At 64.9% G+C, this 14,797-nt stretch carries 14 protein-coding genes and 1 pseudogene; 5 read left to right on the forward strand and 10 right to left on the reverse strand.

Annotation, left to right across the window (positions count from 1 at the left end):
• Nucleotides 1-225 precede the first annotated feature (225 nt).
• Nucleotides 226-1,917, reverse strand: coding sequence for a bifunctional metallophosphatase/5'-nucleotidase (locus VJT49_RS14340; protein ID WP_324165285.1), 1,692 nt, complete (start codon nt 1,915-1,917; stop codon nt 226-228).
• 170 nt (nt 1,918-2,087) lie between these two features.
• Between VJT49_RS14340 and VJT49_RS14345 the strand changes: the two genes are divergently transcribed.
• A complete protein-coding gene (locus VJT49_RS14345) occupies nt 2,088-2,696 on the forward strand; it encodes a VanZ family protein (RefSeq protein ID WP_324165286.1) in 609 nt (202 codons plus the stop codon).
• Nucleotides 2,697-2,825: 129 nt separating this feature from the next.
• Here VJT49_RS14345 and VJT49_RS14350 read toward each other — a convergent pair whose 3' ends face one another.
• Entirely contained in the window at nt 2,826-3,140 is a 315-nt protein-coding gene (locus VJT49_RS14350; protein WP_324165287.1) for a VOC family protein, read from the reverse strand.
• A 44-nt stretch (nt 3,141-3,184) separates the two neighbouring features.
• Between VJT49_RS14350 and mug the strand changes: the two are divergent.
• Nucleotides 3,185-3,681, forward strand: a pseudogene (gene mug, locus VJT49_RS14355) (G/U mismatch-specific DNA glycosylase).
• 345 nt (nt 3,682-4,026) lie between these two features.
• Here the strand turns inward: mug and VJT49_RS14360 are convergent.
• The 5 genes from VJT49_RS14360 to VJT49_RS14380 form a co-directional block, all read right to left on the reverse strand.
• Nucleotides 4,027-4,344 carry a MazG nucleotide pyrophosphohydrolase domain-containing protein gene (locus VJT49_RS14360; protein ID WP_324165288.1) on the reverse strand — a complete coding sequence of 106 codons (318 nt, stop codon included), beginning with the start codon at nt 4,342-4,344 and terminating at the stop codon, nt 4,027-4,029.
• Nucleotides 4,345-4,511: 167 nt separating this feature from the next.
• Complete coding sequence (locus tag VJT49_RS14365; RefSeq protein WP_324165289.1) at nt 4,512-5,696, reverse strand: DNA glycosylase AlkZ-like family protein; 1,185 nt, start codon at nt 5,694-5,696, stop codon at nt 4,512-4,514.
• Between the two features lie 36 nt (nt 5,697-5,732).
• A complete protein-coding gene (locus VJT49_RS14370) occupies nt 5,733-7,043 on the reverse strand; it encodes a B12-binding domain-containing radical SAM protein (protein ID WP_324165290.1) in 1,311 nt (436 codons plus the stop codon).
• On the reverse strand, nt 7,040-7,663 hold the full coding sequence (gene tmk / locus VJT49_RS14375) for a dTMP kinase (RefSeq protein ID WP_324165291.1): 624 nt from the start codon (nt 7,661-7,663) through the stop codon (nt 7,040-7,042). The genes VJT49_RS14370 and tmk overlap by 4 nt, the downstream gene beginning before the upstream one ends.
• Nucleotides 7,664-7,997: 334 nt before the next feature.
• Entirely contained in the window at nt 7,998-8,555 is a 558-nt protein-coding gene (locus VJT49_RS14380; protein WP_414635958.1) for a S1 family peptidase, read from the reverse strand.
• 398 nt (nt 8,556-8,953) lie between these two features.
• Here VJT49_RS14380 and VJT49_RS14385 point away from each other — a divergent pair, with 398 nt between their 5' ends.
• Together VJT49_RS14385 and VJT49_RS14390 are read left to right on the forward strand one after the other, a co-directional pair.
• Complete coding sequence (locus VJT49_RS14385) at nt 8,954-9,739, forward strand: response regulator transcription factor (RefSeq protein ID WP_324165293.1); 786 nt, start codon at nt 8,954-8,956, stop codon at nt 9,737-9,739.
• Between the two features lie 150 nt (nt 9,740-9,889).
• Nucleotides 9,890-11,740, forward strand: coding sequence for an acyl-CoA dehydrogenase (locus VJT49_RS14390; protein WP_324165294.1), 1,851 nt, complete (start codon nt 9,890-9,892; stop codon nt 11,738-11,740).
• 65 nt (nt 11,741-11,805) lie between these two features.
• Here the strand turns inward: VJT49_RS14390 and VJT49_RS14395 are convergent, their stop codons facing one another.
• On the reverse strand, nt 11,806-12,072 hold the full coding sequence (locus tag VJT49_RS14395; RefSeq protein WP_324165295.1) for a metalloregulator ArsR/SmtB family transcription factor: 267 nt from the start codon (nt 12,070-12,072) through the stop codon (nt 11,806-11,808).
• A 113-nt stretch (nt 12,073-12,185) separates the two neighbouring features.
• On the opposite strand from VJT49_RS14395, the gene VJT49_RS14400 reads away from it, so the two are divergent.
• Entirely contained in the window at nt 12,186-12,461 is a 276-nt protein-coding gene (locus VJT49_RS14400; protein WP_324165296.1) for a GlsB/YeaQ/YmgE family stress response membrane protein, read from the forward strand.
• A gap of 63 nt (nt 12,462-12,524) precedes the next feature.
• Here the strand turns inward: VJT49_RS14400 and VJT49_RS14405 are convergent, their stop codons facing one another.
• The gene (locus VJT49_RS14405) at nt 12,525-14,393 is read right to left on the reverse strand and encodes a VanW family protein (protein ID WP_324165297.1); all 1,869 of its coding nucleotides are present in this window, start codon (nt 14,391-14,393) and stop codon (nt 12,525-12,527) included.
• An 18-nt stretch (nt 14,394-14,411) separates the two neighbouring features.
• Nucleotides 14,412-14,738: a co-chaperone GroES gene (locus VJT49_RS14410; protein ID WP_324165339.1), complete on the reverse strand. Its 327-nt coding sequence runs from the start codon at nt 14,736-14,738 to the stop codon at nt 14,412-14,414.
• Between the last annotated feature and the right edge of the window lie 59 nt (nt 14,739-14,797).

Raw genomic sequence — 14,797 nt, forward strand, 5'->3', positions numbered from 1 at the left:
CGGTGGTGACCCTGGCAGAACGGTCGCGTTCGCTGCGTCGAGGGCCACGTGATCACGCGTTTCCGACAGTTCTACGGGCTCGGCGAAAAGTTCCGGCGGTCGGCTCTCGCCAGTATTCGGAAGAGCTTTACCCGAGTCCGGACACAGCCCGGTCTCAGTGAATTGAGCGGCCGGCTTCCCTCGAAAGAACTGGAAGAAATCGGGGAAGCCGGCCACGGGTCCGCCTCAGGCGACCACGGTGATGCGGTCGGCGGGAGGTGGCGCGACGGGCGAATGAGCGCCCAGGTAGGCGGCGAAGGCGTCCAGGTCGACCGGTCCGCCGGTGAGCCCCGTGCCCTTGGTGAACTCGGTGAAGCCGTCCCCGCCAGCGGCGAGGAAATTGTTGACCGAGACACGGTAGGTGACATTCGGATCCACCGGTGTGCCGTTCACCGTAATGGTCTGCACCTTGGACCCGATCGGAGCAGCGGCCGAATACGTGTAGTGCAGGCTCGAGGAGATCTGCAGGATCCTGGGTCCGGTGGCGGTCCACTGCTGCTCGAGCACGTTCTTCAGGTTCGCTCCGGTCAGCGTGATGGTCTGCATGATGTTGGAGAAGGGCTGCACGGTGAACGCCTCGCCGTAGGTCACCACACCGTCGCCCTCTCCGTTCGGTGAAGACGCGTAGGTGAGATCGGCCCGGATACCGCCCGGGTTGGTGATCGCGATCTGCGCGCCGTTCGTCTTGGTCGCCGCCAACTGCCCGTCGGCGATCACGTCCCCGAGTGGCGACTCGCCGGACGCCACACCCGCCGCCTTGAGGTCCGCGGTGATCGTGCCGACCTGCTTGTTCGCGATCGGCGCGGCCTTCGTCCTGGCCTCGTCGACCAGCTTGGCCACCGCCGGATCAGGGGTGACGTCCCGGGTGACGACCTCGTTGTGCGCCGTGGTCGCCGAGCGGACCACGTCCCGGGTCCGCCGGTCGATCTTCAGATCGATGACCGACAGCAACCGCCCGAACGACGCCCCCTGGATCACCGTGCGTGGGTTGCCCGCCGGGTCGTTGATCACGCAGTCGTACTGCTGGTGGCTGTGTCCGGTGAAGATCGCGTCGACACTCGGCGACACCTTCGCCGCGATCGCCGCGGCCGGGCCGGGCCTGAGCCGGCAGTCGTCCGGACCACCGCCCTCGGTGTTGTCGCCCTGGTGCATCAGCACGATCTGGGTGGGCACCCCGAGCCGGTCCAGCCAGCCCGAGGTCCGGTTGATCGCCTCGGTCTCGTCGCCGAACTTCAGGCCCTCGATGGCCGACGGGGTGACGACGGTGGGCAGATCCTTCAGCGTCGCGCCGATGATGCCGATCGGGACGCCGCCGGAGAACTTGACGGTGAACGGCAACAGCGCGGGCAGCCCGTTGTCGAAGGTGACGTTGGCGCCGAGGAACGGGAATTTCGCGCCGGAGAAGGAGCTGGAGAACTGGCAGCCGTCGGTCGGGTGACAGCCGCCGAACTGCATGCGCCGCAGCTCCCGGTACCCCTCGTCGAACTCGTGGTTGCCGACGACGGAGGCCGCCACGCCGAGATCGTTGAGGAAGTCGATGGTCGGCTCGTCGTGGAACAGCGCCGAGGTCAGCGGAGACGCCCCGATGTTGTCGCCCGCGGAGACCACCAGTGAGTTGCGCGCCTGCGCCTCCAGCTGCTTGACGTGCGTCGCGAGGTAGGCGGCGCCACCGGCGTCGACCGTGGTTCCGTCCGGCAGCGTGACCCGCCCCGAGGAGCCCGACGGGGGTTCGAGGTTTCCGTGGAAGTCGTTGATGGCGATCAGCCGGACGTCCGTGGTCGGGTCGATCCCGTGCGCGGACGCGGGCCCGACGGCGACCGCGCAGGAAGCGAGCGCGACGGTGGCGACCGTTACTACGCGTCGCGGTGAAAACTTCATTTTTCCTCCGATGTGGCGCATACGTCGCAGGATCTTGCCAACGTAGGAAGGCGATCACCAGGTCCGAAAGGCGGCCTGTGCGGAAACGCCGGATGACCGGCCAAGTGGCCGACATGGGGTAGCCCTTCGACCGATCCGGCGGCGCGCACTGGTCCATACCTTGGTGAACCATGACGAAAGCGCAGATCAGGAGGGTGGTCGCGAGCGGCGCGGTACTGCTGTACGGCTGCCTGGTGGCGGCCGCCGTGTTCCTCCCGCTGCCCGGCCCGACGACGCCGCGGCCCACGCAAACCATTCAGCTCGTGCCGGTCCAATGGATCGACGACGTGCACAGAGAGTTGCGAACACAAGGGCTTTCGTGGGTGCACGCCTACGCCACACCGGCGTTCCAGGGCGCCACGCTGAACGTGCTGTTGTTCGTGCCGCTGGGAATCTTGGCGCGCGTGTTGTTCAAACGAGGGTTCGTGGGCACGGCACTGCTCGGCTTTGCCTGTTCGCTGCTCGTCGAAGCGACCCAACTGACCGCGAACTGGGGCACCGCGCCGTTTCAGTACCGGATCTTCGACGTGGACGATCTGCTGAACAACACGGGCGGCGCCACGCTCGGCTGGCTGGCGGGCGCCTTGTTCCTGGCGCTACACGTCACCGGTCCAGGGGGAAGCGGTTCGGCGGAAGACCGTCCTGCTCGCCCAGCCGCGCCAGCCTGGCCGCCCGCCGCGCCGCCTGCCGTCGTGCGGCTCGCCGATCCTCCCACGCGACCGTTGCCGCGGCCGCGATGAAGAGCAGCAGGACGAGCCCGACGACGAGCGCGATCTCCACGTCGCCTCCTTTGGCGTCGTGCTTGTGTGACAGATCACAAAGCGTACGCGTTCTCCGGTTAATTTGCCACCTTCACCCGAATCACCGGGTTACCGGGCGGGGAGGACGCAGAATTCGTTTCCCTCGGGGTCGGCGAGAACGATCCACGGGAATTCCGGATCGTCCGCCAGTTGCCTCGCGCCCAGGCCGACGAGGCGGCACACCTCGTCGGCCTGGCTTCCCCCGGTCGGAGCCAGGTCCAGGTGCAGCCGGTTCTTCGCTACCTTGCCTTCCGGGACAGGTTGGAAAAGGAGCACTAATCCGCCGCCGTCTGCCCCGATCTCGACGTACTCCACGCCGTTGGCGTCGGTGAACCGCTTGACCAGGCGGTACCCCAGTGCCGCACCAGAACGAAGCCAGCGCATCGGCGTCCCGGCAGTCGATCGCGATGGCTGGGATCCGGCCACTCATGGACGCCTCCAAGCTCGCGGCCGCACGTGACGCGACCATCCCCGATGTACTCGCGCCGGGCTTGCGGGTGCTGTTCTGCGGATCAACCCCAGCCTCTACTCCGGCGCCACTGGCTGCCACTTCGCCCGGCCGGGAAACCGCTTCTGGCCGGCGTTGCATGCTTCGGGGTTCACGCCCAGGCGTCTCCACCCGAGCGAGCAGGCCCAACTCCTCGACTACGGCCTCGGCATCACCAACCTCGTGGCGAGGGCGACCGCGCGGGCCGATGAGCTGAGCCGCGCGGAGCTACGCGAAGGCGGCGTGGCGTTGGCACGGAAGGTCGCCCGGTACCGGCCGCGATGGCTCGCCGTAGTCGGGATCGCCGCCTACCGCACGGCTTTCGAGCGCCCCACGGCTCGGGTGGGCCGCCAGGCGGAGCCGATCGGCTGCGCGCAGGTGTGGGTCCTGCCCAATCCGAGCGGCCTCGAGTGCCCTAAGACTGCATGCATAGTATAACTATACAGAGCAACCCATAACTATAGAAGGGAAGAACTTCAAACACCTCGGGTATCTCCATATGCCCGCATCAGTGATACAGACGAAGAACGAGCGCCCGGTATAGACCGGCAGTTTCGGATCGTGCATCCGTTCATTGAGCGTAGTGGTGGGGTAGTCACCGAAGATTACGTCGACAACGATAATTCGGCTTTAAGGCTGAGGTTGTCCGAGAAGGTTTTTGAGCCGTGGCTGGCTGACTTTATCGCTGGTAAGACAGATGGTATCGCGTCGGTCAATAGCCCTTAAGCACGAGCGAGGCGGAGCTTAGGCCAAAGGCGGTCGGGCCGGCACTGCTGTCGGCGGCTAGACCCAGGAGCGTGTCTCGTTGACCGCTTCTTTCTTCCTCAGAGCGTCCTCAAGGCTTATGCCGAGGCGGTTGGCGATGGCGCACAGGTAGATCAGTACGTCAGCCAGCTCTTCGTCAACACTGCCGATGATCGAGGTTGTTCCGGTCCGCATGTTTTGATGCTTGCGGATGGCCTTGAACAGCTCGCCAACCTCTTCACCGAGCAATAGCGACTGGTGGAGTACGTCCCGTGAGCTAAAGCCCCGCTCGTCTTCCATCTCAGCTACGTAGCGCTGGATGTCTTCAAGTGCCGAAGCTTGCCTCAAAGGAAGCATGTCGCAACCTCTCGCAAAGGGCCGGTACTCCGTCAGGATGCGAGGACGTTAGCACTACACCCACCAGGAGCCGGGCATTGACCCGCATAACCTCGACTCTGTCACCTTGGGCGACGCCCGGGCTTACACCGAGTGCGTGTGAGGGCTACAGGCTGAGGGTGAGCTGATCATCGTTGAATCGCGGAGGGGCCATCGGCGAGCGGTTCAACCCAACCGGCCCGAAGTGCCTCGGTAAGGCGCTCCCTGTGTCTTGGGACCTCTCGCGACAACTCGGCCGAGCCGTAGCCCCTCGCGATCGAGGTAGTGACCCTTCGCTTGGCAACGTCCCAACTCCATGTGCCGACCACTTGGCCGTCCTGCACGATCGTCGGCAAGACCTCACCTATCTGGTTGAACGCGCGCTGCGCTGGCAACGCACCGAGATAGCGCCGCCGCGACTCGAAGTATGCCTTGAGAGCCACGTCTTCATGGGCCAAGAAGTTCAGGCCGGTCACGCGCTCTTGCTGCTCGGACGCCTCGAACTCCGCCAGTCGATCGCGGTACATATATAACGGAGCGTCACACCACTCCGTTCGCATCTCAACCCAGTCTCGACCTGACTCGGCCAACGCTGTCACAACGGCCGTACGCGATAGCGCCGACCACCACATGACGTCTTTGAGGGTGGCCGGCCCGTACCGCTCGAAGTACTCGCGCACCAGCTCGCCCGTCGCCTTGGCGCGGTCCACCGTCATGTCCAGCTCGGGATACAGGGCCTTGGTAAGCCCGAACATGCGGTACTCACGGTTCCAGCCCAAGGAGTCATTGACGTAGCTCAAGCTGCCGCGCTCCCAAGCCAGCTTTAGAGCAAGTCTAACCGTCGCCACAGGGCGCCGTGGTCCCGTCAGCCGCTCCTCAATCTCGCGATGAAAGAGCGGCCCGTCTACGAGTATCCCGCTAATGGCATCGACAGCCCGCAGGACCAAGCGAGGGCTTATCCCAGCGTTTGTGATAGCCCTGAGTGCGTCTCGCTCCCTAAAATGCAGTGTGGCGGCGTGAGCGGCTGCCGCTAACGGTAATGGCAAGGTATGCAGAGTTTTTCGCATACACCGAATCGTGGTAACCAGTTCGCGCGAATCAGAGCTAAAGATACTAAGCGCGACATCCGGCGTTTTACTCCGCGCCAGCACCGTCGCAAATGGCGAGGGTAAGCGGGCGGCGTGAAGGCCGAGCGACGCCTGGGCGATGTCGGCAACAGAACTGAATTTCCGGTGGTCGGCCAACCCCTGTCGGCCAAGAACCCAGTTCCACAGCTGACGCGCCCGCGCATCATCAAGCTCGAAAACCCCCGAGACTGCAGGTACACAAACCATGCGGTTAGGCTAACATGGGTTTCTGTTGGCTCGTGGTTAGCCTTGCCGGTTCCAGGTGGCCTCGACAAAATCTCGAAGCCGCTTGTATGCGGCCTCGGTCTCTTTCCGTTGCTCGTCCGTCCCCCACCAATGCCGGTCATTGTGGTGAATGTGGAATTTAGACCAATCGCCGTCCCAGTCTGGCTGCGAGTGGGTTCCCCGGATGCGGTAAAGGTCGGGCTGGTCATAGACCTGGGTACCCGGCAGCGGGACAAATCGGAAGAGCGACACGCGCGACAGCGCCGAGCCGAGTTCGCCGAGCAAGTTCATGGTTGCTTCGGTTGTCTCCATATTTTCGCCAGGGAAACCGTGGATGATGAAGACCTTGGCCTCAATGCCTGCCTCAGCGGTGGCATAGATAGCTCGCTTAATCTGCTCCTGCTTCGTGTTCTTGCGCATGGCCTTCAAAAGCGGTTCGCTGCCGGACTCCATGCCGTACTTGATCTCAATGCAGCCTGCGCGCGCCATCTTGCCAAGCAGCGCCTCATCGATGGTGTCCACCCGAGAGAGTGCCGACCACAGCAGCCCCAGGTCCTCGATGTGCTCGCATATGTCGCCAACCTTGTTCTTGTTGACGATAAAGTTATCGTCAACGATGGCGAATCCCTCAATGCCATAGGCATCAACCAGGTGACGCAGCTCCTTCCGCGCACTGGCACCGCTCCGGTATTGAATGCGAGTTTGGCCGGCGGCGCAGAAGCTACACGGGAATGGACAACCGCGGCTGAACATGACGTGAGCCATGCGCATTTCTCTACCGGCCAACCGATCTGGAATGACGAAATCTTCGACCGGAAGGAGATGCCGAGCCGGTAGCGGTAAGTCATCGATATTGCGCATGAGTGGGCGCGCTGGCTCACACATTACTTCGCCGTCCTGAAGCCACAGCACACCACTGACCCCGTTAAAGCGCTTCTCCTCAGCACGGCCGAGAATTTCCAAGATGGTCTCTTCGGACTCGCCATCGGTCGCAACGTGAGCCCGGAAGTCCCGCAGGCTTTCGACTGGATAGAAATTGCAATGCACCCCGCCGACCATCACCAAGGCGTCGTCTCGAATCGCCGCCCGAAGCCGGGCTTCTCGCATGAACCCGTAGGTCGCCGAAGACGCCAGGCTAAAGCCCACTGCGTCGTATTCGAGAAGGTCCAGCTCGGTTTGCCGTGGCGTGACTTTCTCAATCGAAACCAGGTGCCCCGCCTGCTCGATTACGGCCGCGAGATACAGGACGCCAAACGGTGGAAACTCTTTGCGCTGCTCTTTGAATCGGGCCATGTCGTAAACCTCGGGATATAACAAAGCCACCTTCATGCTCGCCCCTCGTTTCGTTCAGCAATTACGTTCAGTAAATCGTTGGTTACGGCTTCGGCAGAATTTGCACCAATCTCGTGCTCATATACGGGATAGCCAACAAGCTTCAGGAAATGCGCGGCATCTTGGAACATTCCGCACTCCTGCCGACTGTGTTCCTCGCTCGTGTCGTGAAACCGGCTATAGGTGCCACGGGCCGCCGCGCGCTCAGCGCACTGCTCGGGCGGACCCTGCAAGATGAACGCGATGTCAGGAGATGGCAGGCACTCATAGAGTGACCAGACGTACCTACGCTCTACCTCGTCTTGCTGATCAAAAACCAATGACGAGGGCATGAACCGGTCACAGACCACGGTCATACCCTCGTGAAGCGCGGGATGAATGGTCGTCCGGTAGTGGTGATAGCGGTCAGCAGCCACCAGGCATGTCAACTCATGCCCATGAAGCTCAAAGGTGTGACCGCGCGCCAGTTTGCCGATCGCCGAGCTGGACGGCGTCGACGTGAGGCGAGCCGGAGTGCCCCTGGCCGTCAACAGCTCGTGCAGGAGCGCGGCCACGGTCGTTTTCCCTACCCCACTTGGCCCATCCAACGTAACGAATAAGCCTCGCTCGCTCCCCACAACGGCCCCTTTCCCTCAAGGCTTTATGAACCGTAAGTCAAAAAACGACCGGCGTGCCAGGTCTTTTCGGGTAGTTGACCTCTACCGAGCGTGTCACCGGAAATCTCGATCATGAACACCTTGTAGGGGTGATAAAGTCAAGCAACTTCACCACCCCCACAACGCGACTATTTGCCACTCTCTTCTTAAGCCTTACGCGGCCGGTGCGCCGCGCGCCGTATCGTAAATCCAGGTCCGAAAGTCGGGCTCACCCGTGTAGATGTCGGGGGTGACACCGCAGTACTGGCCCCCCCGCTGGTGCTGCCGACGAGTTGTGCCACGCCGTCAACGAGCGTCACGGCCGGTCCGCCGAATCGCCGTAGCACGGGCCGTCGGTCCCGCTCGGGTTACCGGTGCATATCTCCTTGGCGGAGATGGCCTCGTCCGCGCACTTGGCCTTACTCACGATCTTGGTATCGATCTGCTGTAACTGGGTAGGCAGGTTCGCGCTCGTCGAGTCCGGTTCAGTGTCGCCCCATCCCAAGAGCTTGACCGCATCACCAGGTCGGGCCGCCGTGCTGGCTATCTGAATGGTTTGCGCGTCCACCAGGTGGTCAAGCTCAAGAAGCGCGATGTCGTCAACCTCGGCGCTAGGTGCTCCCGCTCCCCAGTGCCAACCGGGATTTACCACTATGTTGGTAACGGTGGCTGCTTCCTCACCACCCGAAGTCCGGTCTTTCGAGCCGATCCGCACATGGAACTGCTTATCCTTCGTCGGGATGGTGGCCGAGGTTGCCTCACGCGTTCCGTAATAATGCGCGCCATGGCTTCTCAGGGTCTTCGAGCCCAGTTGGTACGTTGTCCCACCAGCGGGGGTCAGACTCGGGCTCCTGAGACCCCCACCTCTCTCCAGTTCAACATGTCACCTCCCTGTGGGCTCTCCTGCGCATCGCGCGCCCGACCTGCAACACTACGAAGTGTAATTTCGTTGTCACTTTAAGTATGATGTGATGGGAACAATCTGACACCCCAGCGGCCTCAACGCGCACTGGACCGTGGCCACACTGGCCGAGGAGTTCGCTGCCCTGCGTCAGCATACATACTCTGAGTAGTCTTTTTTTCGACTTTGAAGGACCCTGGTCACGCACCCCGCGCGGGTTAGTCACACAATGGACTTGGTGTCACACCTGGCCGGTCCTAGCAGGGAGGATCGGATTGGCGACGCCGGAGGAGCCCGGGCGGGCCGTCCAGGGAGGGAACCGCCCCGGCTGGCCTCGCAGCCAGGTTTGACCGCGCCGGGACGGAGCCGTGATGACGCACAGTAATGATCCAGGGAAGGCTCCCCAGGCCGCGGGGACCGGTCGAAGCCTCGGCGTCGCGGCCATCGACCCGGTCCCGATCTTCCGCGACGGCCTGTCGGCACTCGTCCAGCGCACCCCGGGCATGCACTGGGCCGGGTACGCCGCGAACCCGCATGCCGCCCTCCAACTGGCCGAGCAGGTTCGTCCGGACGTCGTACTGATCGACACCGGCCTCGACCCACACGGTCACCTGACCAAGTTGCTGGTCAGCGGCGATCCGGCACTGCTGGTCATCGTGCTGATCCGGGAGGTCCACCGCACCCCCGGCTTCCTCAACGGCGCGCTGTCGCTGGGCGCGCACGCCGTCGTGCCCCGGTCCGTCGAGCCGCGCAGGCTGATCGAAGCGATTCGGCGGGCTTATCTGGACCGGCGGTATGTCGACCCGTCACTGGCGCCACTCGCGGTGCCGCCCGGCCGGTCCGGGCTGCGCTCGGGAGAGCCGGGCCTGCCCGGGAAACGGCCGCGGATGCCGTTGTCGCGCCGGGAGTACCAGGTCCTCCAGTTGGTCGCGGAGGGCCTGGAGAACGCGGCGATCGCCAAGATCCTCTACCTGTCGACGGAGACCGTCCGTACCCACGTGAAGAGCATCCTCCGCAAGCTTTCCGCGCGAGATCGCACGCATGCGGTAACGATCGCGTTTCGGGCGGGGATCCTCATCGCCCAGCCCGACGACAGCCCGGAGCGCGCGCCGGGACACGCACCCCCACCGGGACTGACCGAATACCCGACACGCTGACCCTTCCGGGCTGCCCGTGCGGGCACTCCTTCATCACAGCCGAACAAATTTCACTTGCCCAGGTTACCGGCAGGTAATATCCTCATGTTACCGGCCAGTAGGGGGACGACACGCGCCCAGCCGGAAACCCGACGACAACGGAGCGACGACATGGGCCACTACAGGAGCAACGTCCGGGACCTGGAGTTCAACCTCTTCGAGGTCCTCGGCGTCCAGAACCGCCTTGGCAAGGGGGTGCTGGCGGAGTCCGACGAGGAGACCGTGCGCGGCGTGCTCGCCGAGCTGAACACCCTTGCCGTGGGACCGCTCGCCGAGTCCTTCGCCGACGCGGACCGTAACCCGCCGGTCTACGACCCCAAGACCTTCTCCGCGACCCTGCCGGAGTCCTTCAAGAAGAGCTACCGAGCGCTGCGGGACGGCGAATGGTGGCGGCTCGGTCTGAACAACGAGCTGGGCGGCTTCGGCCTCCCGCCGACCGTGTGCTGGGCGGCCTCCGAGCTGATCCTCGGAGCAAACCCCGCGCTGTTCATGTACATGGCCGGCCCGAGCTTCGCCGGCATCCTCGACCGCAACGGCAACGAGGAGCAGAAGCGCTGGGCACACATCATGATCGAGCGGGCCTGGGGCGCCACCATGGTGCTCACCGAGCCGGACGCCGGCTCGGACGTGGGTGCCGGCCGCACCAAGGCCGTCCGGCAGGAAGACGGATCCTGGCACCTGGAGGGCGTGAAACGCTTCATCACCTCCGGCGACCAGGACATGACCGAGAACATCATGCACCTGGTACTGGCCCGCCCCGAGAGCCCCGGCATCGAAGCCAAGGCCGGCACCAAGGGCCTGTCGCTGTTCCTGGTCCCGAAGTTCCACTTCGACACCGAGACCGGTGAACTCGGCGAGCGCAACGGCGCCTTCGTCACCGGAGTCGAGCACAAGATGGGCCTGAAGGCCTCGACCACCTGCGAGCTGACCTTCGGCCAGCACGGCGTGCCGGCCAAGGGCTGGCTGCTCGGCGACGTGCACGACGGCATCGCGCAGATGTTCCAGGTCATCGAGTACGCCCGGATGATGGTCGGCACCAAGGCGATCGCCACGCTGTCCACCGGCTACCTCAACGCCCTGGAGTACGCCAAGGAGCGCGTGCAGGGTGCGGACCTGACCCAGATGCTGGACAAGACCGCGCCCCGGGTCACCATCACCCACCACCCGGACGTCCGCCGCTCGCTCATGCTGCAGAAGGCCTACGCCGAGGGGCTGCGTGCGGTGTACCTCTACACGGCGTCCTTCCAGGACCAGGTGTGGACGCAGGACGGCGACGAGGAGTCGCTGAAGCTGGCCGAGCGGGTCAACGACATGCTGCTGCCGATCGTCAAGGGCGTCGGCTCCGAGCGTGCGACCGAGCAGCTCGTGCAGTCACTGCAGACCCTCGGCGGCTCCGGCTTCCTGCAGGACTACCCGGTCGAGCAGTACATCCGCGACTCGAAGATCGACTCGCTGTACGAGGGCACCACGGCCATCCAGTCCATGGACTTCTTCTTCCGGAAGATCGTCCGGGACAAGGGCCAGGCGCTTGCCTACCTGGCCGGGGAGATCACCGAGTTCGTGGAAGACACGGCATCCGAGGCTTCTCGCGCGCTGAAGAACGAGCGTCAGCTGCTCAAGCAGGCCCTGGAGGACGTGCAGGGCATGCTGGGCACGATGATCGGCTACCTGACCGCGTCCCAGGATGACCCGAAGAACATGTACAAGGTCGGCCAGCACACCGTGCGGCTGCTGATGTCAACGGGTGACCTGCTGGTCGGCTGGCAGCTGCTGCGCCAGTCGGAGATCGCGCTGAGCAAGCTCGACGGCGATGTCCCGGCGAAGGACAAGGCCTTCTACGAGGGCAAGGTCGCGGTCGCCTCGTTCTTCGCGAAGACGGTTCTCCCGGAGCTGACGGCGCGCCGCGCGATCGTTGCCTCCGCGGACAACGACCTCATGGAGGTCCCCGAAGCCGCCTTCTGATCGGGCAACCAATCAAGGCCACCTCGCGGGTGAACGCCCCGAGGTGGCCTTGGTGCGTTCAGCGCTCAGGCCGCCCAGTACCCGCGGTACCGGCCGAGCCATCCGGCGATCTCGGCCAGGCCGTCGGCACGGAGGGCGTAGATCCGGCGCTGCCCGTCGGGCCGGACCTCGACCAGCCCGGCCTCCCGCAGGATTCGCGGATGCCGGGAGCCTTCGGGCTGGGTGAGCCCGGGCAGGCTCGCGACCAGTTCGCCGGCAGGCCGCTCACCGTCGGCGAGCAGATCCAGCAGCGCCCTGCGATGCGGCTCGGCCACCGCTTCGAACGCGTCCACGCAGCAAATATCGCGCATCGCTTATATACCCGTCAACAGATATAGAAGCTTCGCGTTTTGGCCGGACGGACAAGCGGTATTCCAATGACCTCCAGCAACCAAAGGAGATTTCGATGACCATCACGGGAATCATCACGGCGCTCATCGTCGGTTTGATCATCGGCGCGCTGGGACGCCTGGTCGTACCCGGGAAGCAGGCGATCCCCATCTGGCTGACCATGCTGGTCGGCATCGTCGCCGCGTTCATCGGCACGGCCATCGCCCGTGGCGTCGGCTACGCCAACACGCCCGGGTTCGACTGGCTCGAGCTCATCACCCAGGTCGTCCTCGCGGCCATCGGTGTCTCCCTCGTGGCAGGTATGTACGGCCGTAACCGACTGACGCGCTGACCCAGCCAGGGCCGGGAAGCGTTTACCCGACAACGCTTCCCGGCCCGTTCCCTGTCCGGAAGATCAGGTGCAGAACACCGCGGGCTTCGGCTCGTAGTGCACCACCCGGGTCTCGCGACCGACCTCGGCTCCGGTGGCCAGGTCATAGCGGATGCGGATGTCGGTGACAGTGAACCCCGGACCGCCCAGGGACTGCTGGCAGCCACCGCCGGAGCCCTGCTGCACCGGCGGGGCCGCGAAGTCACTCCAGTCGCTGGTGGTGCTCTCGACCCGGAACTGCCTGGTGCCCCAGATCCGCACGGTGACGGTCGGTCCCGTGCTCACCGCCTGGATCGCCACCCCGCCGGTCAGGCTGTTGGTGAACCGCAGATCGACCGGGGAACCGTCGTCGGAGAAGGACCTCGCGTCCCGTCCCGGGGAGTACCGGTCCAGGTAATAGCCGTGCTCGCGGTGCCCGGCATCGGTCAGCCCCGCGTAGTACGCCGCGTTGTACAGGGTGGTCGCGAACTGGGAAACCCCGCCGCCGGCCACCTGCGGTCCGGTGCCGTCCTCGTTCGCCGGCGCGGGCACGAAACCCTGGGCCTGCGACCACGGTCCGCTACGGTCGTTCAGGCTGAAGGTCTGGCCGGGACGAACGACCGCGCCGGTCACCTTGGCCGCCATGGTCCGCACGTTCGCGGCCGCCGCACCGGAAAGCCCGCTCGTGGTGAACTCCGCGACGACCTCTTTGATGCCGAGCCCGGTGAGATCCTCGGTGGTCACCTCGGGCCGGGAGGACTGGTATCGCACCGAGACCTCGCGGCCGTCCGCTCTGGTCAGCACGGACATCATCGGCGTGAAGGTGGCCATCCAGTCGATCTTGCGAGCGTCCTGGGACGGCCGCACGGTAGGTCCCGAGTCGGTGAAGACGAGCTGCGCGTTCTGGCCGGCTTTCTCGGTGCTCACCAGCTGGGGTTGCAGGTTTTCCCGGAGCTTCGCCGCGTCCAGGGTCGCGTCCAGCGCCCCGGTCGGGCGCGGCGTGAAGCGCATCGCCGCGGCGATCGCGGCCGGTTTCAGCAGGGCGTCCACGCCGTCGCCGTGCAGCGCGACCGGGTTCGCCACCGCCGGCCTGACCACCTGATCGAGCGTCTTGTGGACGCCCGCCGAAGTCGCGAGCACGGGCGTCAGGTCCACGGCCAGCCGCACCCCGCTCTTCTCCAGCCAACGCGCCTTGACCAGGTTCGCGGCGCCCTTCACGTCGTTGAGCGTCTGCCCGTCGCGAGGCTCGACGGCGTAGGGGGTGACATCACCGTCGGTGCCCGCGACCGGCTGGAAACCGACGCTGCCCTCGGTCGGTGGGTGGTTGATCCGCTCCGTGGCGAGCTGGGAAATGGCTTCCGTGAGCGCCTTGTCGTCGGTCATGGTGACCAAGCCGACCGAACGCTTGACGAAGAAGGACGTGATCCTGGTCCACGGGTCGAGCGGCTGGTGACCGGCCTGCGCCAGCGTCGACGCCCAGTCGAGGCCGAGCCCGGAGGTGACCGGGTCGAGCGCGGTCTGGACATCGCCGGCGAGTACCGGAACCGGCTGGATCAGTCGTGGCTCGAGTTCCCGGCGCAGTTTCGCCTCGGCGTCGGCGGGGCTCAGCCCGCCGACTTCGACACCCGCCACCACGACTCCGCGCGGCACGTCCCCCGCGCTGGCCATCAGATCGATCGTGTAGAGCACCACACCGAGCGCGATCACCCCACCGGCGACCATCAGCGCCCGGCCGAGGAAACGTTTCGCGGGAGACCGCTCCGGCCGCGCGACGTCACCGACGGCGAGGATCTCCTCGGCCAGCTCGTCTTCCGGCGGCGCCAGAAACCGCGTCGGCGGCGGCAAGTCGACGCGAGGAATCGGTTGCGTGGGCTCGTCCGCATCCGAGTCCGGCCAGCCTTGGTCGTCCCGCACTCGCCCCTCCCGCAAACGTTACAAGTACAACCCCGTCCCGTGCTCCGTACGCTCGGAGGCGACCGCGTGAATGTCCCGTTCCCGCATCACCAGGTAGGCCTCGCCCTGAACCTCGACCTCGAGCTGGTCCTCCGGGTTGAACAGCACGCGGTCCAAGACCTTCACGTTTCGCACGTTACTGCCTACACCCAGTACGTCACCCCACGCCAGTCGGCGGGCCACCTGAGCGGTCGCGGGAATCACGATGCCCCCGCTGCTCCGCCGTTCGCCTTCCTCCGGAGACAGCCGGACCAGCACCCGGTCGTGGAGCATCTGTATCTCGAGTTTGGGAACCGGAATTTCCATCGCATCCGACACCCGAACAATGCTACGTGCCCACACCGGCGGTCGAACGCCCGCTGGTG

Origin of the sequence: Amycolatopsis sp. (assembly GCF_035276945.1) — a bacterium.
Taxonomy (GTDB): Bacteria; Actinomycetota; Actinomycetes; order Mycobacteriales; family Pseudonocardiaceae; genus Amycolatopsis_E.

Coding starts and splice junctions, on each gene's coding strand:
- VJT49_RS14350 (WP_324165287.1), bottom strand. CDS start 3,140: ATGCGCTGGCTTCGTTCTGGTGCGGCACTGGGGTACCGCCTGGTCAAG.
- VJT49_RS14390 (WP_324165294.1), top strand. CDS start 9,890: ATGGGCCACTACAGGAGCAACGTCCGGGACCTGGAGTTCAACCTCTTC.
- VJT49_RS14365 (WP_324165289.1), bottom strand. CDS start 5,696: ATGGTTTGTGTACCTGCAGTCTCGGGGGTTTTCGAGCTTGATGATGCG.
- VJT49_RS14400 (WP_324165296.1), top strand. CDS start 12,186: ATGACCATCACGGGAATCATCACGGCGCTCATCGTCGGTTTGATCATC.
- VJT49_RS14410 (WP_324165339.1), bottom strand. CDS start 14,738: ATGGAAATTCCGGTTCCCAAACTCGAGATACAGATGCTCCACGACCGG.
- VJT49_RS14360 (WP_324165288.1), bottom strand. CDS start 4,344: ATGCTTCCTTTGAGGCAAGCTTCGGCACTTGAAGACATCCAGCGCTAC.
- VJT49_RS14340 (WP_324165285.1), bottom strand. CDS start 1,917: ATGAAGTTTTCACCGCGACGCGTAGTAACGGTCGCCACCGTCGCGCTC.
- VJT49_RS14370 (WP_324165290.1), bottom strand. CDS start 7,043: ATGAAGGTGGCTTTGTTATATCCCGAGGTTTACGACATGGCCCGATTC.
- VJT49_RS14345 (WP_324165286.1), top strand. CDS start 2,088: ATGACGAAAGCGCAGATCAGGAGGGTGGTCGCGAGCGGCGCGGTACTG.
- VJT49_RS14385 (WP_324165293.1), top strand. CDS start 8,954: ATGACGCACAGTAATGATCCAGGGAAGGCTCCCCAGGCCGCGGGGACC.